This is a genomic window from Falsihalocynthiibacter sp. S25ZX9, assembly GCF_041205405.1.
Classification (GTDB): domain Bacteria; phylum Pseudomonadota; class Alphaproteobacteria; order Rhodobacterales; family Rhodobacteraceae; genus Falsihalocynthiibacter; species Falsihalocynthiibacter arcticus.
The window spans coordinates 72,761-91,911 of sequence record NZ_JBGFCD010000013.1 but is presented as its reverse complement, the minus strand read 5'-3'; the positions used below and the strand labels follow the sequence as shown (position 1 = coordinate 91,911).

The following is a 19,151-nucleotide window of genomic DNA, read 5'->3' as shown; positions in this document are numbered from 1 at the left end:
TATTTGCCCCTACAACTGGTTTTCTAGATCATTGGCGATGGCTTTCATCGACGTAATTTGTTGCGCCAAGGCGGCGAGGTCGGGGTCGATTAAGGATGTGTTATTGTTGGCCAACACAAGGCCACGAACCTGACCTAACTCGGCTTGACGTCGGTCCGCCCCTTCAATAGCCAACTGCATATTGAGCAAGTTCGCATTGGCATCGGCGAGTTCGGCGTACAAAGCTTCCGGCGATGCGCCACTATTTACCCGCGCGCGCACGGATTTAAGCTCCGCTTCCTGAACGGCCAGAACTTCCCGCATGACATTTATTGTTTGTTGAATTTCGGCGGAATTCGCGTCGATATCAGACTTCACAGCGTCGAGGCGTTGCTCATTGTTGCTGTACTGTTTCTGAAGAAACGCGACGTAGGTTCCCGCCGATCCGCCGATGACCATGCCAAAGCCAATGGCAGGGCCGATTGAAATCGCACCCCTTCTGTTCGAGCTCAAAGCCCCTGCGAGGAGAGCCCCTGCGACCGCACCTTCTAGAATGGTTTTTTGCATCGCGGTGGCTTGCCGTTGAAGTTGCTTTTCCGCGGAACTTGCTGAGACGGTTGTCGTTGGCGCAATGGCCATCTTTTTAGGACTGGTTTGCGTGGGGCCGCAGGCGACAAGGGCAAGCGAAGCCACGGTTGTAAGGAGTGTTAGCCCTCTGAAATAACGTCTACGAGCCATGCGTAACTTCCTTTTTGTGATTCATTCGCGTCAGAAATATGTTTCAAAAATAAATTTGCGTCGTTGAATAGTCGTTGGTTATTTAGCCCCATATCGCGGGAGCGCTCTTCGCCGCCAATGAGGGCGACCGTCGCCCCTTTGGGCATAAAGAGTACGGCCCGATTGAGGATTTCGTCGTAATATGTTCGACTTTGATCAAGCCTTTGTAAAATCGTATCACGAGAGTCCTCAATGGCTTGCATATCTTTTTTGGCAATTTCCAAAATGGGGAGGGCATCGGGGTTGGTCAGGGCAATTTCTGTGATTTGCACAAGCGCAGTTTGGGCGATGACACGGGTGCGATCAACGCTGCGCAGGGCAACGATATCGGTGCGCATGCGTTGCAGGGTTGTGGCGGCAAGAAACATTGAGCCTTGGCCTGCGTCGGTGAATAACTGTTCAAGGCTCGCGTCATTGGGGAGGGCCAATTGCGAACGATAGGCATTCATTGCGACTTCGATGTCGGCATTTAGATTGCGGGTTGTGCCCGCTTGCGCGGTGTCATTGGACGCGTAGAACCCCAATGCGGCCAGCGCGGCACTCACTTGTTCAATATCGGCAGAGGCGAGAAGGTCTTGGCTGTTGCCAGAAATTGTCTGGCTTTTTTGCAACATCGCCACGCGGTCGCGGGCAAAATCCGCAAACAGGCCATCGGGGAACTGCTCCAAATATGCGCTGAATTCGGCAGGATTTGTGCTGCTGGAGATTCTGCGCCATTCGGCGAATTCGAGCGTATTTGGGTCCTTCGGGGTCGCATCAATACTTGCTGGAACGAAATAATGCTCGCCCAGTACGGCTTCCTCCACCCACGGCACCTGTTGGCCCTGCGTCTCAAGAACCACTTGTTGGCGCACCCGACCCAACATTAATCGCGCCTCAAGTCCGGGGGTCGCCAAGTTTTTCAGAAGAGCAGAGGTAAACACACTGTTTGCGCCCGTGCCATCAAAGGCAACATTTCCGGGATCAGTGGCATAGGCGATGAGCAAACCCGCGCCCCCTTTGGTGCGCACCAATCCTTTTTCCACCTGCCCTGCATCGGCGAACGGGTTGTTGCGGCATGCGTCCAAAAAGAGCATCCCAATGTCTGGCGCTGCGGCCTCAAAGACGTCGCGCACTTGGGTCAATGTCATCGATGCGCGGCGTAGGTCTTCTTCATTGATTGTGTCGATATCCGTGCCGATTAGGTAGTTTTGGCCTCCAATCTGAACGCCATGCCCTGCATAGAAAAACAACGCGATCTCTGCGGAAGCTGCCTCAGCTTGAAAGGCAGACAACGACACTTGCATGCCCTGCGAGCTTTGGTCGATAACTTCAGTCACGGAAAAGCCCAAACTTCTGAGGGACTCGGCCAGCGCGATAACGTCATTCTTGGGGTTTGGAAGCGCAAGATCTGGGCGGCTATAGTCTGAATTGCCGATCAAAAGGGCCACGCGACCACCCGCGAGGGCAACCGTAGGTGTGATCGCCAGTATTGAGATAAGGAGTGCAATAATAATGCGCATTTACGGTCTTTCAAAATTCAAATTGGCGATTTTCAACCCCATGTTAGCCACACCATAGGTGTAAGTATATGTTCTCATATCCGTAAATAGTATGGATTGCGATGGGTGCGACTTGAATTGCCAAGACAAGAGAGCGGTTGCAAACAGTCCTCTAGCCTGCATAAATGCCTAAAATTCTCTGGGTTTACTGGGGAGGTTCCAATTGATTAAAGGACCACGATGATGGCGAAAACTTCTGTTCTTGACGATATGTTGACCGATATGGAGTCCGCCCCGCAAGAGTTTAAACCGACGAACTTTTGGAACAGTGGCCTCAAGAAAATTGTAGACGATATTCAGGAATTTGGGATTTCCAGTTTCCGTACCCATCCCTCTGCGCGCTTCTTTTACGTTCCGGTCTATGCGTCCAATACCTATAGCCGTTGGCGGCATATCCTTGACCCGATCTTGGCTAAATTACCGCCGCGCAAACGCAAGCGCTGGGCCACGAGACTCACGCATTCTGATCGCGCCCGCGCGGATTATCGCTTGTACCGCGCCAGTGAGCGAGTGGGTGGTTTGGATCTGGATAAGGTGAGCGAAAGCACCGATGTTGAAGGTGAACGTTTTGAATTTGATGGGCGGGCCTATAGTTATCCCATGCTCAATTACATGCGCGCTTTCAACCTTTTGAAGCGCGAAGTCGACACCTCGGATTTTGCAAGCTGTTTGGAAATTGGCGGCGGATTTGGTACGCTTGGCGAGATATTCCTCAAGGCCCAATCCAATGGAATTTATGTCAATGTCGACATCCCGCCCGTTGCCGCCGTTTCGACGTGGTACCTGCAACAGGTCTTTGGGGCGGATCGTGTGTTGGATTATTCCCAGAGCCGTTTGATGGATGAAATTGATCTTGATGACCTGAAAGGTAAGTATAGCGCCGTGGTCCTGTGTCCGTGGCAATTGCCAAAGCTCAAAGGACAGTTTGACCTCTTTGCGAATTTCATGTCGTTTCAGGAAATGGAACCTGACGTGGTGGCCAATTACATATCGATCATTAGGCCACTGATCGCGCGAAACGTATTGGTCCGCAATCATGCGATTGGCAAAAAAGTCGCCGAAAAGAGTGGGGATATCGGGGTTCTTGAGCAGGTCACAACCGGATTTATCGTCGAGAAATTTGATGGTTTTGACGTCATGGCCCGCGATAGTTTTGTTCATGGCGCCCTATCTGAGGATGGGAAATACCAGTCCGAAGTCATCGTTTTAGAACGCAGTCCTAAATCCTAAATCGCGCGCCTTGATTGCGTGAAACGCTTGTTGTGGACATCGACTTGCGCGAGGTTTAAAAACTTCTAACGCTCACCTAAGTAAAACGAGCAATCAACAACCTCATAAGGGACAAAATATGCTGACCGGCTCTACAATTCTCCTGACTGGCGGAACTGGCTCTTTTGGATCGCATTTCGTTCCTATGACGCTTGAAAAATACAATCCTAAGCGAATTATCATTTATTCGCGTGACGAGATGAAACAATGGGAAATGGCCAAAATCTATGGCGATGACCCACGTGTGCGGTTTTTCATTGGCGATGTCCGCGACCGTGACCGCTTGATGCGCGCGCTGGATGATGTGGACTTCGTAGTCCATGCGGCGGCCACAAAAATTGTGCCAATCGCGGAATATAACCCATTTGAATGTGTCAAAACCAACATCAATGGCGCGATGAATGTGATCGACGCCTGTATCGACAAAGGCGTGAAGCGCTGTGTTGCCTTGAGCACGGATAAGGCCTCGAGCCCCGTGAACCTTTATGGCGCGACGAAATTGGCGTCCGACAAGCTGTTTGTTGCGGGGAATTCCTATTCTGGCGCTGATAAATGCCGCTTTTCTGTGGTGCGTTACGGTAATGTTATGGGCTCGCGCGGGTCGGTTATTCCGTTTTTCGATAGCCTCAAAGAAAAAGGGTCGCTGCCGATCACCGATCCACGGATGACTCGCTTCATGATTTCCCTTGAAGAGGGCGTTGATCTGGTTTGGCACGCGTTTGAGGATATGGTTGGCGGCGAAACTTACGTGCGCAAAATTCCGTCCATGAACATCCTCGATATTGCATCGGCGGTTGTTCCCGGAGCAAAACAAGAGACCATCGGTATCCGCCCCGGCGAGAAATTGCACGAGCAGATGATCGGTGTCGAAGATGCGCCCCACACCTATGAATACGACAAATATTTCAAAATCATTCCAGCGATTCACAATTGGTCAAAAGACCCATATCGGATTAAAGATGGCAAGAAAGTTGCTGAAGATTTTGAGTATACTTCGGACGGAAATCCTGAATGGATGGGCGTTGCGGAGCTTCAGGAATGGATTGCCGCGAACAGTGGTAAAATCGGTAAATTCTAATGATCCCATATGGCCGCCAAGAGATTTCGGATGAGGATATTGAAGCGGTCGTAAGGGTTTTGCGATCAGATTACCTCACGCAAGGCCCCGCCGTTCCAGCCTTTGAAGCAGCGGTTGCCAGTTCCTGCAACGCGGCTTTTGGCGTCGCGGTGAATTCGGCGACGTCAGCGTTGCATATTGCCTGTATGGCGTTGGACCTTGGGCGCGGCGATTGGTTGTGGACCGTTCCGAACACCTTTGTCGCCTCGGCAAATGTGGGGCTATATTGCGGTGCAGATGTTTCGTTTGTGGATACGGATCCGCAAACCTACATGATGTGTCCCGACGCCCTTGCCGACAAACTGGCTGCGGCGGAACGTGCTGGAACTTTGCCTAAGGTCTTGATTCCTGTTCATTTTGCGGGGCAAAGCCCAGCGATGGACCGGATTGGGGCGCTTGCCAAACAATATGGTGTGCGCATTATCGAAGACGCATCCCACGCCATTGGCGCCGCGTACAAAGGCCAACCCGTGGGCGATTGCACGCATAGTGATATCACCGTGTTTTCCTTTCACCCCGTAAAAATTGTTACCACCGCAGAGGGCGGGCTGGCGACCACCCAAGACCCAGAACTTGCACGGCGTATGGAGCTTTATCGCTCGCATGGTGTAACGCGCGATCCGGCTTCATTGACCGGTGAAGAGCTTGATGGCCCGTGGGCGTATGAGCAGGTTGCCTTGGGATACAACTATCGCATGACCGAGTTGCAGGCCGCGTTGGGTTGTTCGCAAATGACCCGCCTTGCGGAATTTGTGGAACGTCGTAATCAACTGGCAACGCGCTATGACAGGCTTCTGGCGGACCTCCCGCTGACCTGCCCAGACCAATCGTCTGATGCTTATTCTGCGTTCCATCTCTACCCTATTCAGGTGGACAATCGGGCGGAGGTTTTTGCGGCGTTGCGGGCGGCGGGGATTGGCGTAAATGTGCATTATATTCCGGTCCATACGCAACCGTATTGGCGCAACCGTGGGTTCAACTGGGGCGACTATCCCAACGCAGAGGCCTACTATAAGCGCGCGATCAGCATCCCGTTGTATTTCGGTCTAAGCGATCAAGATCAGGACCAAGTCGTCTCGAGCCTCTCGGCGGCATTGAATGTCTCATAAACCCGTCCTGTTGGCGTATCTCAACGGAATGCCGGATGTAGAGAGCACTTATCCGGTTCTCGCGCGCCTGCATAAGCGCGGCAACGTTGATGTGCGCGCTTTCGTTTACTCGAAACTGTTGCGCAAAGAAAAGCGTCTTACACAAGCCTTCAACAGCGAAGGTTTCATGCCCGAACCGGCGTCCAAATGGCGGATGAAACTCTTTTATAAAAGCGACATCAACAAAGCCGATGCGGTTCTTACGATTGCCGATCCAAACTGGGATTCGACCACTCGCAAACAACGCGGCACGCATATTCGCACCAACGGACAACAGAGCATTTTCCTACAACACGGCGCCTATCAATTGGGTGTGAACGGGCCTCTTACGGATGGGCCTATGGCGTATTATTCGCAACGCCTTTTGTTTTGGGAACCCCTTGGAAAAAACAGAAGCCTGTTTGAGGCTGCAAGTGCAGAGCGCGTTCAGGTTGTTGGGTTTACAAAAAAAAACATCCTTCCCGCCAATGCATGGGGTCCTGAAGTCAACGACTGGGTCGCTCGATATCCCAAACGGTTGTTGGTCTGCCAATCCTTCCGTTGGGGCAAAGGGCGCTATTCTGGTGACCATATTTCGCATTTTTACAACCTGCTGGATGCCATTCTTACGAACCATCCAGATATGGGGATCATCATTCGGTCTCACCGTGGGAAAGTGCGCAAAAATCACCGTAGTCATGACAAAGCTCTCGCGCAAAAGCATCCGAATGTACTGTTCTCACACTACTATTCAGGCCCCTTGGCTAAGGCGTCCATTCACGACGCGATTGACCTTTGCGACGCGATGATTTCGCCGACTTCAACGACTGTTCTGGATTGTATCTATTCCGGGAAACCTGCTGCCGTTTTTGCCGAAGACGTGGAAATTTTTTCCGAGTTGCAACAGATTTCCGACGCGGAAACGCTGGAGAATTTCGTGCGCTCCCTGTCGGAGCCAGATCCCGTTTATGATTCAATTCGGGAGCGGTTTGGCGCGTTTGACGCCAATTTGGACCGCGCCGCCGAAGCTATTGAAAACCACATGTTTGATGTGCAAGCTGGTTAAGAAAACATATCCCAAGCCAAAGGTTCGCCCCGTTTAAGAGTGCGATTTGCCGTTTTGCCAAGGGCGCTGGGCAGGTGTTTGGGCGCGAGGCCCAAACCAGGGCGGATTGATCTTAGATTTTCATCCGTCAAAACTGCGCCTTCCGCAACGTCTTCAACAATATAAAGCGATCGCCGGAAGGTCGCGTTTGTACCGCCTACGCCTGCGCGATCAAAACGTGGTTCGCCCAAAGCTGCGTGCGCCATGCGGCAGTCGGCGACCAATTGCGTAAACTCGTCTGGCTCAAGCGAGAAGTCCGCATCTGGTCCGCCGTCGGCGCGCGCGAGGGTCATGTGCTTTTCGATGACGGTCGCTCCCCGTGCAATCGAGGCCACAGCGACCGCTGATCCCAACGTGTGGTCGGAAAGGCCAACCGTCACGCCAAAGGCTTTTGCCAAGGCTTCAATGGTGCCGAGGCGCATTTCCTCTGGTTTGGCAGGGTAGGCCGAGATGCAATGCAGGAGGCAAATTTCGGTGGCCCCACCCTCACGGGCGGCGCGTAACGCGTCTTCAATTTCGGCGTAATTGGCCACACCAGTGGACATGATCATTGGCCTGCCTTGGGCCGCGACCTTGCGAATGAGTGGTGTATCCACGAGTTCGAAAGATGCGATTTTGTAGGCGGGAACGTCAAATCCAGCGAGGAAATCAACGGCGGTGGGGTCAAAAGGCGACGAAAAACAGTGCAGATTATGGGACTTCGCGCGGGCGAAAAGGGCTTCATGCCAGTCCCAAGGTGTGCTGGCTTCCTGATACAATTCATGCAGGCTGCGACCATCCCAAAGCCCGCCTGAAATGCGAAATTCAGGGCGATCAACGTCAATTGTAATCGTGTCGGCCGTGTAAGTTTGCAGCTTTACGGCATCTGCACCCGTTGTTGCCGCAGCATCCACCAACGCCAATGCGCGATCAAGATCGCCGTTATGATTGCCTGACAATTCAGCAATAATATAGGGAGAATACTCCGTTCCAATGGCCCGTCCTGCGATAGAAAATTTAGGGTGCATCGCTGTTTTCTCCTTTGACAGGCTGCCAAATACCAGCAGCCAATTTCACATCGCATCGGTCAAGTCGGAACGCAAGGACTTGAGGCTCCCCGTCGCCAATTTGACGAAATCCGAACCGTTTGTGCAAGGCAATCGAACGCGTGTTTTCAACGCGGACTTTTGCTTCAAGCGCGGCAACATCCTGCCGATCAAACAGTACCTTCAGGAAAGTCGCCAACATACGTTGTCCGGCACCGCGTGGCGGATTTTCCGCGCCCACATAAAACCCCCACGACCAAGTTTTCCCGGCCACGATTTGCGCGTTCACGTGGCCCAAATCGCGCGAGCCTTCGCTATAGATCATCCACAGGCCATCGTTCCCGCGCAAGGTTTTCTGCATCCAGCTTTCGTGATTGCTCCAAACGAGTTCCCTCGTGTCGAGGCTAGCAGACCGAATATGCGATTGGTTTCGCCAGTCGAATAACGTTTTGGCATCCCGCAATTCTATGGGTCTTAGTTTTGCTTCAAGCCCGTCCATCACGCGGCCGGCCCCTAGACCGTCGCACAACTCAGCGGCTGCTTCCGACATTTTTTGGCACTTGGAAATTGTCTCGATGAGGGCGTGGTTTAACGTGTTGGGATTCTTGGCCTGCTCCAAGGAAAGCGCAGTCACGGCCCCCGCGTGATCAAGGGCGTCGAGCACGGCTTTCTGGTTGTCCGCGGTACAAATGGCCATAGCGGGAAGGCCGAGACAGCAACGCTCCCAGCTTGTCATGCCTCCCGCTCCGATACATAAATCGGCCCGCGCCATGCGCTCGGCCATGTTGTCGGCATCCAAAGCGAGCGTCGCCTTTGGACGTGTCGCCAAAAGTGTTTCAACCTCGATTACGGTTTGGCTTGAAGATCCCATAACGACTTCGACTTCGATATCAGGAAATGCGGCGAGCGCTCGCAGTGCGAGGGGGGCCAATCCAGAGCCGTCGACCATACCCGGCGCAATAAGGATGCGTGTGACGGTATCATTTCGGCCGGCGAGGGCCGTGGGGCGCAATGCAGCGAATTCGGGTCTAAGAAGGGCAAAACTGGCACCTGTAAGTGTGGCATCGGCGGGATTGAGGCGCGCCGTTTCTGACATTCGAGTTTGATCGAGAACACGCTCGGACCCCAACGCGCGGTCATCCAAATCGTCGATCGCCATGAATTGCGCGGTAGAAGTCGCGCTTCGAACTTCGTGGGTCCAGCGTACATCCAGCCCATAGTGATCCCATATGATCCAGTCGGGGTCGAATTTCTGGGCGGCCTCAGCCGTCGCCCTTGCGTCCTCTTGCCATGAAGTCGCCAGCCAATTGCTGTGGACAGGGCCTGCCGGGTCATGGGGGGGAGGTAAACTTGGACTGATATCGTGGACCTTGAAGCCAGAATCCCGAACCCGTTGTGACATGGTATTGAGCCTTGCAGCCATAACAAATTCAACGTGGTGCCCACGCTCCGTCGCCTCGTTCGCCAATGTTAGGCACCGCATGACATGACCGCCACCAATGATCGTATCGCCGTCAGTCCGGATGAGAAGACGCATTTTTCTCCATTTCCAAAAGGGCAAACTGATGCTCGGCGCGACGCCAATCTGTAGGCGTGTCTATGTCGATACACCGTTCCGGCGGCAAAATCACCGAAGCTGCTCCGTCCCAAACGCGCGCGTTTTTATCGAGCCAAGTTTCTGCTCGGGCCCAATAGAACTGCCCCGCGTCAAAGTACGCGGGTTCCAAATCTTGGGAACGCATGGGCATTTTTTCGGGGTGCCTTGCTGCGACTCGCTCTGTTGCATCGATCATTCTATATGCGCGGTCAATCGGCGTGGCATACTCGCCAAGAGACAAAACCCAGTCAACATCCTCGGTCAATTGGTCTTTTCCTCGGGCAAGGTCGTCTCCCGAAAGAAAGAGTGCCGTCGGGTATATGCAGCATACAAGGGTTTTTGGCGGGAGGTTCAGTTTTTCCACCGCGTCACGGATCACATCCGTCGTTCCCGTGAAATCGTCAGCCAATGTGGAGTCCCGCAAAAAGGGAACTTCGGCCCCATGAGTTTGAGAGACTCGGGCGATTTCGGCATCGTCCGTCGTAACAATAACTCGGTCAAAACATGCACTCTGTTGGGCAGCCTGAATTGGCCATCCGATTGCTGGTTTCCCATGGAAATCAAGAATGTTTTTCCGCGGAATGCGCTTTGATCCACCCCGCGCAGGAAGAATTGCTATGGCTTTTTCGTGCACTGCGAACTTCCTTTGGCTTTGATCTCAAGTCGTTGACAGCAATAGATCATATCCTGTTTCACGGAACAAGGTACAGAACGCGGGCGCTCAATTGCCTTGGAACGTCGGATGTTTCAGGTATATAGCGTTGAAAGAAAAAGAAGTGATCGCCCCATGTCGCAAGAGAACCTACACGAAACCACGGCTGATCCAAAGCCAGATGGCCCGTTTCGGGATCGTCTGTTGTTCTGGTTTATTCGGATCATTTTGGCGGTGTTGCACCTCGTGCCCTATCCGTTGAGAATTCGAGTTGGTGGCTGGTTTTTTAAACATATTGTCGCCCCTGTCGCTGGATACCGGCGCCGAATCCGCGTAAATCTTGATCTTGTGCTCCCTAATATTGATCCCGTCGAAAAAGAGCGTTTAACTCGTGCTGTGCCAGAAAATTTTGGGCGCACGATGATCGAGTTGTTTTCTCCGAGCGAGTTTTTGGAAATTGCGCGGAAAACAACACTCAATGGACCAGGACTTGAAGCTCTTGAAAAGGCGCGCGCATCAAAGCAATCCGCGATTCTTGTTTCGGGGCATTTTGGGAATTACGATGTTGTTCGCGCGAAAATGATTGACCAGGGTTTTGATGTTGGGGGTCTCTATCGTCCCATGAAAAACGTGTTCTTTAATGATTACTATGTGTCGACCATTTCCAAAATCGGGCAGCCGCTCTTTCAGCGTGGGCGCCGCGGAATGGCGCAGATGGTTAAGTTCTTGCGCTCTGGGGGAACTCTGGCGATCTTGATTGACCAGCATATGGGACAAGGTGCACCGCTCACTTTTTTCGGGCAACCTGCGCAAACCGCGCTTTCTGCTGCGCAGTTGGCCCTAAAATACAACGCTGTTTTAATACCCTGTTACGCGATCCGCCAAGAAGACGGGTTGAATTTTCGAATTGAACTTGAAGAACCTGTCCCGATTGGAAGTGCCGAAGAGATGACACAGGCTCTAAATGATAGTCTTGAGAAAAGGGTTCGGGAAAACATGGATCAATGGTTGTGGATTCATCGCCGATGGAAAGCCGCAGGTTCGCTGGAGTAGGGCATTCAGCTGTTTGCTGTTCCGTGATTGATTTAATTCACAATGAACTCCGCATGCAGGGCACCGGCAGCCTTAATTGTTTTTAGAATATCTATAAGATCCCGCGAAGAAACTCCTAAGGCGTTCAACCCTTGAACGACTTCCGAGAGAGAGGTTCCACCCGACACTTCGGCTAATCCTGTTATTGGATCCTGTCGTACATCAATATTTGTACGGGGAACAACGACTTCCCGCCCATCTGAAAACGGGTTTGGTTGCGCAACGAGAGGTTCTTCCTGAATGCGAATGGTTAGGTTCCCCTGTGACACGGCAACTCTGCTAATTCTAACATCCTCGCCCATAACGATCGTGCCAGATCGCTGGTCGACCACAACGCGGGCTTTTCTTTGTGGCTCCACATCAACGTTTTCTATGCGCCCAATTGCATGAGCTGCGGAGGCCATTTTAGTGGCAGGAATATCAATTTGCACGGTTCCTGCATCCAGCATTAACGCGACCCTGCGACCGAATTCCCTATTAATCGCCCTCTCAATCCGCTCGGCAGTTGTAAAGTCCGGCGTCCGAAGTGCAAGCCGCATTTGTTTGATGGCAGCAAAGTTAAAATCAATTTCGCGTTCAACCCGCCCTCCAGCTGGAATTGTACCTGAAGTAGGTACGCCCCGCGTTATGCTCGCTGACTCTCCTTCTGCGAAAGCCCCTCCAGCAATTATCGAGCCCTGACTGACCACGTAGATTTCACCGTCTGCGGCGTTCAACGGTGTCATAACAAGCGTGCCACCAGCGAGGCTCTTTGCGTCGCCCATTGTGGAAACAGTTACGTCAATCATACTGCCCGCTCTTGCAAACGGCGGGAGGGTGGCTGTTACAAATACACCGGCAACATTCTTAGGTCGGAATTGTTCACCGGTTACATTTACCCCAAGCCTCTCGAGGATGTTTGACATAATTTCTTCTGTAAAGGGCGCGTTTCTTAGTCCGTCGCCGGTACCATCTAGGCCAACAACTAATCCATAACCAACAAGGTCGTTACTTCGGACGCCATCAAACTCAACCAGATCTTTAATCCTGACGGGTGATGCATGGGTGAGGCCGGTTGAACTCACCAGTAGGATAGTAAAAAGTGCCAGAATTCTTCTGATCATCTTAAAAAGTCCACTAGATTTAGGCGCGATAGTCGCGCAGTTACTGTGTAAAGCGTCTCGAGTTGAATTTGCACAGCTTCAAGTTCCGTCGCTGCAGTGTAGGGATCGGCTCCCAGTACTCTCGTGCGCGCCAAATCCAACGCGTGTATTTCTGTTTCGTTCTGAACGCGCATTTCGTCGATATGGGCTTCGGCAGTGCCCGTTGCTGCTCTCAAGCCTGATATTTCGTTCTCATTTGACAAAAGGGCCTCGCCAGCACTTTGAAGGAGGATTTGCCTTTCGGAGGCGAAGGCACTCATAGTCCCCTCGGAAATGAGAGCCGCGATAGCAAGACCTTTCAATACACCCCGAATTCCGGGATCGGCTGCTGTAATTTCAAAATGTGCTTCTCGCCCCGGACCAATCTTAAATGGCGAGAGCGTGGTCTGTGAGCCCGTATACCCAATTGTCTCGAACCCCCCACCCGCGTCGTCAAACCAAGAATCAATAACTGTAAGCGCCCCTGCCGCCGTTGTTTCGGTTGCAAGAAGTGGTGTTAAATCCGCGAGCATATCGTCCACGGAAGCAAGAGCGGCTGTGTCAGTCGCCCTTCCGGAAAATAGTGCTCGGCCTGTTGTTTGAGTATTTAGAGCGGAAACTACAGACTCGAATTTCTGTTTGGTATCGGAGGTGGTGGCGTCAACGAGTTCATTGTTGTTGGTATTTGAGGCCATAAGGAGCGCTGGCGCCGCCTCACCAGTTAACCCTTGAATGAAGCCAAGAACTGACTGCGCATTTTCCACGAATAATGCCGCTTCCGAATTCGCGGTTTTATACGCGCCCAGGGAAGCCGCCGCTTCTTCAATTTCACTTAAACCAGTAAAATCCCCGCGAACAGCCTTGGAGGTGTCGGCGACTCTTCCGCTAGAAAGCTCAAGGGAGAGCCTATCCATTTCTGTCTTGAGCTGTGCGTTCTGACGGCTAAGCATGAAAGTGCGCGCTTGGTCACCAAATGAGGAAAACATCATATTTTAAAGCCCCATCAATAAGTCAAGCATTTGGTCAATCGACTGAATAACCTTGGCATTCGCGGCATAACTGCGCTCAACAAGAAGAAGTTTTTGCATTTCCTGATCGGAGTCGACTCCATATGCCTTCTCCTGCGATTGCAGCGCGGTTGTTTTTGTGGCTGCAAAACTAACGTCACTTTCACGCGACTGTCTTTGCACCCCAATGGACGAAAGAAAATCAGCCGACAGATCATTCAATGAGCGAGCTGAAGACGCGAAACTGCCCGAAGCTGGTGCGATTGGGGAGCGCAGGGCATCAATCATGGCTTGAAGCTTTGACGCATCACCAACCTCACCTGCAGTCGCCGCCCCAAGACCATCTCTTAAGCGCCACACTTCGCCCCCTTGGGCTGGGTCAACAGATGCTGTTAGCGCCAAACGAGTGGAAAGTGCGGACTCATTTAAAGGGTTAAAGGCAGTCCCAGAATCGGTGAAGAGACCCCCTACACTGGTGTTGTCTACAGAGGGTTCAGAAAATCTCTCGACAAGGTTGCGTGCAATGGCATCGAGATCGGATTGTGCCTGAACGGCGATTTCATCCCTAACTTCGAACAACGAAGAGAGGGAGCCACCATTGATGCTGTTTCGTTCGGCTGTCGTATCAATCGGGTAACCGTTGAGCGAAATCCCCGAGAGCGCCCCTGATTCGAGCGTCATTTGAGGAACGATCGTGCTGACACCTGTGAATTGAAACTCACCCGCACGGCCGTCGAGGAGGACCGCGCCTCCGGTGGTGAAGAGGGCAACCGTGTTCCGGTCGCGTGCCACCTCTTTTAAGGGGACAATTTCGGCAATTCGGTCAATCATAACTTGCCGTTGATCCATCAAACCGGTGGCATCATGTCCAGAAGATGTTTGGGCAAGAATGTGGTCGTTCAATTCTTCAATTTTTTGCAATCTATCATTGAGAAAAGCAACCTGAGCACCAATTTCATGATCTGCGGACATTCGCATGTTCTGTATGTCGTCTGAGACGGTTTTGAATTTTTGGGTTACATCATTGGCAGCAATCAAGACGGCATTCAATCTGGGCGTAGAATCCGGCCGGCTAGAGGCCTCTATGAGTGCGGTTTCAAGGGCGCTGATTTCTTGATTTAGGGAACCTGCGTCCTCAGGAATGCCAATAGTCCGCTCCAATTCGCCAAGGAACTCACTTAAAACAGAGGCGTTTCCCAGTTCAGCTTGAGCCACCCGCCGATCAGAAATGAGGCCGGAGTCAACATTTCGAAATATTCCCTCGATTTGCACTCCAGCCCCATTCCCAGCCAATGACTGGGAAGAGAGCTCTAGTCGGCGGGTTGCGTACCCCTCCGTGAGAGAGTTGGCAATGTTTGAGGAAACGACTTGTGCGGCTCGCGATGAAGCCGAAAGCCCACTCAAGGCGTTCGAAAATGAAGATGTTAAACTCATTGCTTTTCCTCACTCATTTCCCCCGACTATCGCTTAATGTTGGTCGTCTCTTGCAACATTTCGTCGACGGTTTGGATGACTTTCGCATTTGAAGAATAGGCGCGTTGGGTTTGGATCAGGTTCGTGAGCTCGCCTGCAACATCCGTAGTTGAGCCTTCGCGCGCGAATCCGGAAACCTCCCCAGTTGGGCCGTCACCGGCGTCCCACAGGAAAAAGGAACCTGAGTTTGGCGATACCTGAAAGGCTTGATTGTTAAGGGATGTCAAAGCATTAGGGTTTGCCACGTCAACCAAGGGAACCTGATAAATCGTCCGGGTGAAACCTGTATCGTAGGTCGCGTTGATATAGCCATTGGCGTCAATCTCCACTGATGTCAGGTTGCCCACTGGTGAGCCGTCTTTCGTAATGGATGTCGGCGCAAAACTGTCTGAAAGCTGGGTCAAGCCGTTTGGATCCCCAAGCGTTCCAATGGTCATTTCCAAATTGCCACCCGCGACTACGAGGTCCAGCGTCCCATCGGTCGCATTATATGCCCCACCTGAAACGGCAACAACGGATTGCAACGTACCCCCATTTGCGCGACTGTCATCGAAAGTCAGAGTATACTCCCCGACCGTCCCACCAGCCTGTGCCGAGTCCGTAATTAGCATTGTCCATTCGTTTGAGGACCCACTCCCCGGTACCGTTGGCGTGAAAGTTACACCTAGTGTTTCCGAAGTTCCCAAGTTTCCAAAATACTCTACGGACAGCGGCAAGGTCTCGCCGGATGAACCGGCCTCAGTTTCTGTTGCGGGAAGGTTCACACCAAGATTGAGAGCGGTAGTAGGGTCGCCGGCGGATTGGTTCACATTGATAACGACGGGTTCGAGGCCGGACGTCGTATCCCGAGCGAATGTTGGAATTGTGCCATCTGCATCTGCAGGCCAGCCCAAAAGAACGAGGCCCGTTTCTGTTTTTAGAACTCCATTTGCATCTGTCCGAAAGGACCCGGTGGTAGTCATCATCATGGGGTCGTCGCCGGTCGCAGATATAGAAACCTCCGCAGTTACGGGCAACATACCGCGTCCGGAAACGGCAATATCTAGAGGATGGCTTGTGGCAATGAGAGGGCCGCGCTCGTCAATAAGACGACTTGTGGTAGCACGAACGCCCCCTGCGGAATAGGAGCCTGCGCCTGGCTCACCATTAATAACAAAGGATTGAAAAGCCGCAGTCGCACGTTTGTACCCATAGGTACCAGAGTTAGCGATGTTATCTGAAATAGTAGCCAAACGGGTTGCGTTTGCGCTAAGCCCGGCTACGCCGGCACTTAGGGAAGATGATATCGTCATGTAAATGCGCCTTTCTGCTGCACTGACCAATGGTCTACAACGACATCTACATGCGCATGCTTAACGGCCCCCTAACAATTAAAATGCGGTCTAATTTGTTTTTGCGCCGCGTTTTAGAAATCTGATCGCAGCAGGATGAGTTCAAGCCGATTGTTTCGATAAGACATTGGATCAGGGTCAATGGTTTTGCGAGATGCAAATCCCGTAACGCGTTGAACCCGTTTTCCTTCCAATCCTTCCTGCTCCAAAAGTTGGCGCATTGCCATGGCACGCGCCGTCGAAATACTCCAAGTACTGTCCGTGAGTGCGACGATAGGGACGGCTTGCGTGTGTCCATTCACGGCGACCTCATTGCGCACCAACTTAAATACACGGACCATCATCTCTGCTATTTCTCTTGTAATTTCAGTTGGTTGCGACGTTCCTTCGATGAACAGCGGCTCCCCCGGAATATCAAAAACTTCGATCACCAACCCTTCGTCGGTCAACCGCGTGAGAACATGCGTAAGCGCTTGGTCCAGCAGGATGCTTTCGCCACCAGCCCCTAGTAAGATTTGTTGAGCTTGCTCTAGATCTGCCTCCTCTGCGGCACGCGCAGCGCTTTCCTCTTCAGATTCCAAGCCACCATTTGCACCGTCAGTCTTACCTGTTTGCTCTAGAAGTTCTTCCGGCAATGGGTTGGATGCACCAACACCGTTGTGTGCCAAAGTTTCTTCGGGAAAGGGGCTATCCCCACCAAAAAAGCTACCACCTCCACCCGAGTTCCTATTGATTGTAATTGTTGGATTGAAGTAATCAGCAATCGCTTTGCGCTGCTTCTCGTTTGTGGCGCCCAGCAACCACATAAGAAGGAAAAACGCCATCATAGCGGTCACGAAATCGGCGTAGGCCACTTTCCACGCACCGCCATGGTGCCCAGCAGCTATAATTTTCTTACGCTTAATAATTATCGGACGCTTGCTGTTATCAACAACGCTCATGTCACCACCTCATATATTCACCCAGCCTTTTGATATCAAAGGGGTGTGAAAGTGGCGTTAACCCTTCAAATCCTAACTAATTTTTGGTTTGAGCTGCGATTGCAGATCCTGCAGCCCAACCAGACGACCATGCCCACTGGAAGTTGAACCCGCCGAGCCACCCAGTGACGTCGACCACTTCTCCAATAAAATAAAGGCCAGAAACTAAACGTGATTCCATTGTTTTGGAGCTTAACTGATCGGTGTTCACCCCTCCCAGGGTCACTTCGGCCGTGCGGTAACCCTCTGTCCCCGTTGGAAAAAGCTCCCAAGCGGACAAATAAGTCGCAATAGCTCGCAAATCCACGTCGCTTTGGTCCGCAAGGTTTCCCGTCAGGCGCATTTGGTCGGAAAAATAGTCAGCAAGCCGAGTGGGGAGCACCATGGCCAGAACGTTGGAAATTGACTTTTTCCCGTGCTCCTTGCGCAACGCTCGGAGGTCTTCAAAAAGAGTCCGTTCGGGTAGGATATGCACGTGGATAGGGTCTTTTTCGTTCCAGTAACTGCTGGCTTGCAGGATGGAGGGTCCGGATAACCCACGGTGTGTGAAGAGTAAGCCCTCACTAAAGCCAGTGCCATTTGCTGTGACGCGCGCGGGCACTGAAAGACCGGGAAGCGCGCTAAAATCCTGTTTGGTATCCTCACCAAACGTTAGCGGCACAAGGCCGGGGCGTGTTTCAATGATCGAATGGCCATACTGCTCTGCAATTTGATACCCTATGCCCGTCGCTCCCATTTTCGGGATCGATTTTCCGCCGGTTGCCACGACGACGGAGGAGGCTTGGAGCGTGCTTCCATCGTTTAAGGCGAGATCAAAAAGGCCATCGGAGAGGCGCATTGACGTCACCGAAGTTTGAAGCCGAAGCTCCACGGACGCCTTTTTCATCATCCGCAAAAGCATCGCGATGATATCTTTCGCCGTATCATCGCAAAACAACTGCCCAAGCGTTTTTTCGTGCCACGAAATGCTGTTCGTGGAAATTAACTCAATGAAATCCCACTGTGTGTAGCGTTTTAAGGCGGATTTGGCAAAATGGGGGTTTTGCGAGATGAAATTCTGAGGGCCACAATGGAGGTTCGTGAAATTGCAGCGTCCCCCGCCGGATATCCGAATTTTCTCACCCGCAGCTTTTGCGTGGTCAAGGATAAGGACAGTTTTGCCGGTGCTCGCCGCCTGGGCCGCACACATCATGCCGGCAGCGCCCGCCCCCATGACGATTACATCGAATTTTGAAATGCCACTCATGCCTTGCTGAACCACAGCCGCCCATTCAATGCAAGGGGATGCTTAACCAATAAAGAGTTGGGTTAAGTAGATTGAGCCACAGTGGGACCCCTTTGGATCCACGGCTGCGCCCGTTGCGGTCATACGCATTCGGTTGCTCATGAAGTTTTCACGGTGTTTGGGCGATTCGATCCACTGGCGGGAGGCCTCACGCGCGAGACTTGCATAACTATGGGGAGGCAGCGTGTTCCCTTTGCCGTCAGCAAAGTCGCAGGTCGCCATATTCTTTACAAAAAACGGGCCGCCCGTCAGCTGATATCGGTACATTCTAATAATGTTTTCGGCACCAGTCTTGACCTTGATCCCCGAATTCTTAATGCGATTTTGCGTAGAGTTTTGCCCTCTAACATTGGATTTGTGTGACAGGGTGCTGTTTTTTGCCATCCACTTCGAGTGTTTCGTCGCAGGCCTTGTGAGCTTAGAGTCGCTTGATAGCGCGGGAAGTCCTGAACGACAGCGTGCGTAGTTCACTTCGATAAGGACCGCGTTGTTTAACAAGGATTCGTTGATTTTTCCAGTCGCGGGTATCGCTTTATTCGATCCCGCGATGAGTGTCCGTTCGCAGGCGGCTCCTGCAACGCTTGATAGAAAAATTACGCTGACGACGAGACAAAAACTACGGGCAATACTTCTCATAATTAAGCTCCTAAACTGGTTTTAAGGCCAAACCGCC

At 52.2% G+C, this 19,151-nt stretch carries 17 protein-coding genes; 5 read left to right on the top strand and 12 right to left on the bottom strand.

Going from position 1 to position 19,151, the window contains the following annotated elements:
- Positions 1-9: 9 nt before the first annotated feature.
- Positions 10-717 (bottom strand): hypothetical protein, encoded by a 708-nt coding sequence (locus tag AB9F29_RS15090; protein ID WP_335585347.1) that lies wholly within the window; start codon positions 715-717, stop codon positions 10-12.
- A complete protein-coding gene (locus AB9F29_RS15085; protein WP_369756280.1) occupies positions 687-2,258 on the bottom strand; it encodes a caspase domain-containing protein in 1,572 nt (523 codons plus the stop codon). Before AB9F29_RS15085 ends, AB9F29_RS15090 begins: the two co-directional genes overlap by 31 nt.
- Positions 2,259-2,477: 219 nt before the next feature.
- On the opposite strand from AB9F29_RS15085, the gene AB9F29_RS15080 reads away from it, so the two are divergent.
- From AB9F29_RS15080 to AB9F29_RS15065, 4 genes are all read left to right on the top strand, one after another.
- Positions 2,478-3,527, top strand: a complete 1,050-nt coding sequence (locus AB9F29_RS15080) for a putative sugar O-methyltransferase (RefSeq protein WP_369756279.1) — start codon at positions 2,478-2,480, stop codon at positions 3,525-3,527.
- 118 nt (positions 3,528-3,645) lie between these two features.
- The gene (gene pseB, locus AB9F29_RS15075) at positions 3,646-4,644 is read left to right on the top strand and encodes a UDP-N-acetylglucosamine 4,6-dehydratase (inverting) (RefSeq protein ID WP_369756278.1); all 999 of its coding nucleotides are present in this window, start codon (positions 3,646-3,648) and stop codon (positions 4,642-4,644) included.
- A complete protein-coding gene (gene pseC, locus AB9F29_RS15070) occupies positions 4,644-5,792 on the top strand; it encodes a UDP-4-amino-4,6-dideoxy-N-acetyl-beta-L-altrosamine transaminase (protein WP_369756277.1) in 1,149 nt (382 codons plus the stop codon). Before pseB ends, pseC begins: the two co-directional genes overlap by 1 nt.
- Positions 5,782-6,876: a hypothetical protein gene (locus AB9F29_RS15065; RefSeq protein ID WP_369756276.1), complete on the top strand. Its 1,095-nt coding sequence runs from the start codon at positions 5,782-5,784 to the stop codon at positions 6,874-6,876. The genes pseC and AB9F29_RS15065 overlap by 11 nt, the downstream gene beginning before the upstream one ends.
- Here AB9F29_RS15065 and pseI read toward each other — a convergent pair.
- From pseI to pseF, 3 genes are read right to left on the bottom strand one after another with little or no spacing between them, the layout of a single operon-like run.
- Positions 6,873-7,922 (bottom strand): pseudaminic acid synthase, encoded by a 1,050-nt coding sequence (gene pseI / locus AB9F29_RS15060; protein ID WP_369756275.1) that lies wholly within the window; start codon positions 7,920-7,922, stop codon positions 6,873-6,875. The genes AB9F29_RS15065 and pseI overlap by 4 nt on opposite strands.
- A complete protein-coding gene (gene pseG / locus AB9F29_RS15055; RefSeq protein ID WP_369756274.1) occupies positions 7,912-9,477 on the bottom strand; it encodes a UDP-2,4-diacetamido-2,4,6-trideoxy-beta-L-altropyranose hydrolase in 1,566 nt (521 codons plus the stop codon). The genes pseI and pseG overlap by 11 nt, the downstream gene beginning before the upstream one ends.
- Positions 9,455-10,171: a pseudaminic acid cytidylyltransferase gene (gene pseF, locus AB9F29_RS15050; RefSeq protein WP_369756273.1), complete on the bottom strand. Its 717-nt coding sequence runs from the start codon at positions 10,169-10,171 to the stop codon at positions 9,455-9,457. The genes pseG and pseF overlap by 23 nt, the downstream gene beginning before the upstream one ends.
- A gap of 153 nt (positions 10,172-10,324) precedes the next feature.
- On the opposite strand from pseF, the gene AB9F29_RS15045 reads away from it, so the two are divergent.
- Complete coding sequence (locus AB9F29_RS15045; RefSeq protein ID WP_369756272.1) at positions 10,325-11,242, top strand: lysophospholipid acyltransferase family protein; 918 nt, start codon at positions 10,325-10,327, stop codon at positions 11,240-11,242.
- A gap of 32 nt (positions 11,243-11,274) precedes the next feature.
- Here AB9F29_RS15045 and AB9F29_RS15040 read toward each other — a convergent pair whose 3' ends face one another.
- From AB9F29_RS15040 to AB9F29_RS15010, 7 genes are all read right to left on the bottom strand, one after another.
- Entirely contained in the window at positions 11,275-12,384 is a 1,110-nt protein-coding gene (locus AB9F29_RS15040) for a flagellar basal body P-ring protein FlgI (protein WP_039002388.1), read from the bottom strand.
- Positions 12,381-13,391 carry a flagellin gene (locus tag AB9F29_RS15035; protein ID WP_369756271.1) on the bottom strand — a complete coding sequence of 337 codons (1,011 nt, stop codon included), beginning with the start codon at positions 13,389-13,391 and terminating at the stop codon, positions 12,381-12,383. The genes AB9F29_RS15040 and AB9F29_RS15035 overlap by 4 nt, the downstream gene beginning before the upstream one ends.
- Before the next feature lie 3 nt (positions 13,392-13,394).
- Positions 13,395-14,843 carry a flagellar hook-associated protein FlgK gene (flgK, locus tag AB9F29_RS15030; RefSeq protein WP_369756270.1) on the bottom strand — a complete coding sequence of 483 codons (1,449 nt, stop codon included), beginning with the start codon at positions 14,841-14,843 and terminating at the stop codon, positions 13,395-13,397.
- Between the two features lie 26 nt (positions 14,844-14,869).
- Complete coding sequence (locus AB9F29_RS15025) at positions 14,870-16,174, bottom strand: flagellar hook protein FlgE (RefSeq protein ID WP_039002391.1); 1,305 nt, start codon at positions 16,172-16,174, stop codon at positions 14,870-14,872.
- Positions 16,175-16,287: 113 nt separating this feature from the next.
- A complete protein-coding gene (locus AB9F29_RS15020) occupies positions 16,288-17,154 on the bottom strand; it encodes a flagellar motor protein MotB (RefSeq protein WP_369756269.1) in 867 nt (288 codons plus the stop codon).
- A 76-nt stretch (positions 17,155-17,230) separates the two neighbouring features.
- Positions 17,231-18,439 (bottom strand): NAD(P)/FAD-dependent oxidoreductase, encoded by a 1,209-nt coding sequence (locus tag AB9F29_RS15015; RefSeq protein ID WP_369756268.1) that lies wholly within the window; start codon positions 18,437-18,439, stop codon positions 17,231-17,233.
- Positions 18,440-18,481: 42 nt separating this feature from the next.
- Positions 18,482-19,114, bottom strand: coding sequence for a CAP domain-containing protein (locus tag AB9F29_RS15010; RefSeq protein ID WP_369756267.1), 633 nt, complete (start codon positions 19,112-19,114; stop codon positions 18,482-18,484).
- Positions 19,115-19,151: the final 37 nt, after the last annotated feature.

What these genes read in the sequence shown, in the direction of transcription:
- flgK (WP_369756270.1), bottom strand. Translation starts at nt 14,843, where the DNA reads ATGAGTTTAACATCTTCATTTTCGAACGCCTTGAGTGGGCTTTCGGCT.
- AB9F29_RS15040 (WP_039002388.1), bottom strand. Translation starts at nt 12,384, where the DNA reads ATGATCAGAAGAATTCTGGCACTTTTTACTATCCTACTGGTGAGTTCA.
- AB9F29_RS15045 (WP_369756272.1), top strand. Translation starts at nt 10,325, where the DNA reads ATGTCGCAAGAGAACCTACACGAAACCACGGCTGATCCAAAGCCAGAT.
- AB9F29_RS15065 (WP_369756276.1), top strand. Translation starts at nt 5,782, where the DNA reads ATGTCTCATAAACCCGTCCTGTTGGCGTATCTCAACGGAATGCCGGAT.
- AB9F29_RS15080 (WP_369756279.1), top strand. Translation starts at nt 2,478, where the DNA reads ATGATGGCGAAAACTTCTGTTCTTGACGATATGTTGACCGATATGGAG.
- AB9F29_RS15010 (WP_369756267.1), bottom strand. Translation starts at nt 19,114, where the DNA reads ATGAGAAGTATTGCCCGTAGTTTTTGTCTCGTCGTCAGCGTAATTTTT.
- AB9F29_RS15085 (WP_369756280.1), bottom strand. Translation starts at nt 2,258, where the DNA reads ATGCGCATTATTATTGCACTCCTTATCTCAATACTGGCGATCACACCT.
- AB9F29_RS15090 (WP_335585347.1), bottom strand. Translation starts at nt 717, where the DNA reads ATGGCTCGTAGACGTTATTTCAGAGGGCTAACACTCCTTACAACCGTG.
- AB9F29_RS15020 (WP_369756269.1), bottom strand. Translation starts at nt 17,154, where the DNA reads ATGAGCGTTGTTGATAACAGCAAGCGTCCGATAATTATTAAGCGTAAG.
- AB9F29_RS15035 (WP_369756271.1), bottom strand. Translation starts at nt 13,391, where the DNA reads ATGATGTTTTCCTCATTTGGTGACCAAGCGCGCACTTTCATGCTTAGC.
- AB9F29_RS15025 (WP_039002391.1), bottom strand. Translation starts at nt 16,174, where the DNA reads ATGACGATATCATCTTCCCTAAGTGCCGGCGTAGCCGGGCTTAGCGCA.
- pseC (WP_369756277.1), top strand. Translation starts at nt 4,644, where the DNA reads ATGATCCCATATGGCCGCCAAGAGATTTCGGATGAGGATATTGAAGCG.
- pseI (WP_369756275.1), bottom strand. Translation starts at nt 7,922, where the DNA reads ATGCACCCTAAATTTTCTATCGCAGGACGGGCCATTGGAACGGAGTAT.
- AB9F29_RS15015 (WP_369756268.1), bottom strand. Translation starts at nt 18,439, where the DNA reads ATGAGTGGCATTTCAAAATTCGATGTAATCGTCATGGGGGCGGGCGCT.
- pseG (WP_369756274.1), bottom strand. Translation starts at nt 9,477, where the DNA reads ATGCGTCTTCTCATCCGGACTGACGGCGATACGATCATTGGTGGCGGT.
- pseB (WP_369756278.1), top strand. Translation starts at nt 3,646, where the DNA reads ATGCTGACCGGCTCTACAATTCTCCTGACTGGCGGAACTGGCTCTTTT.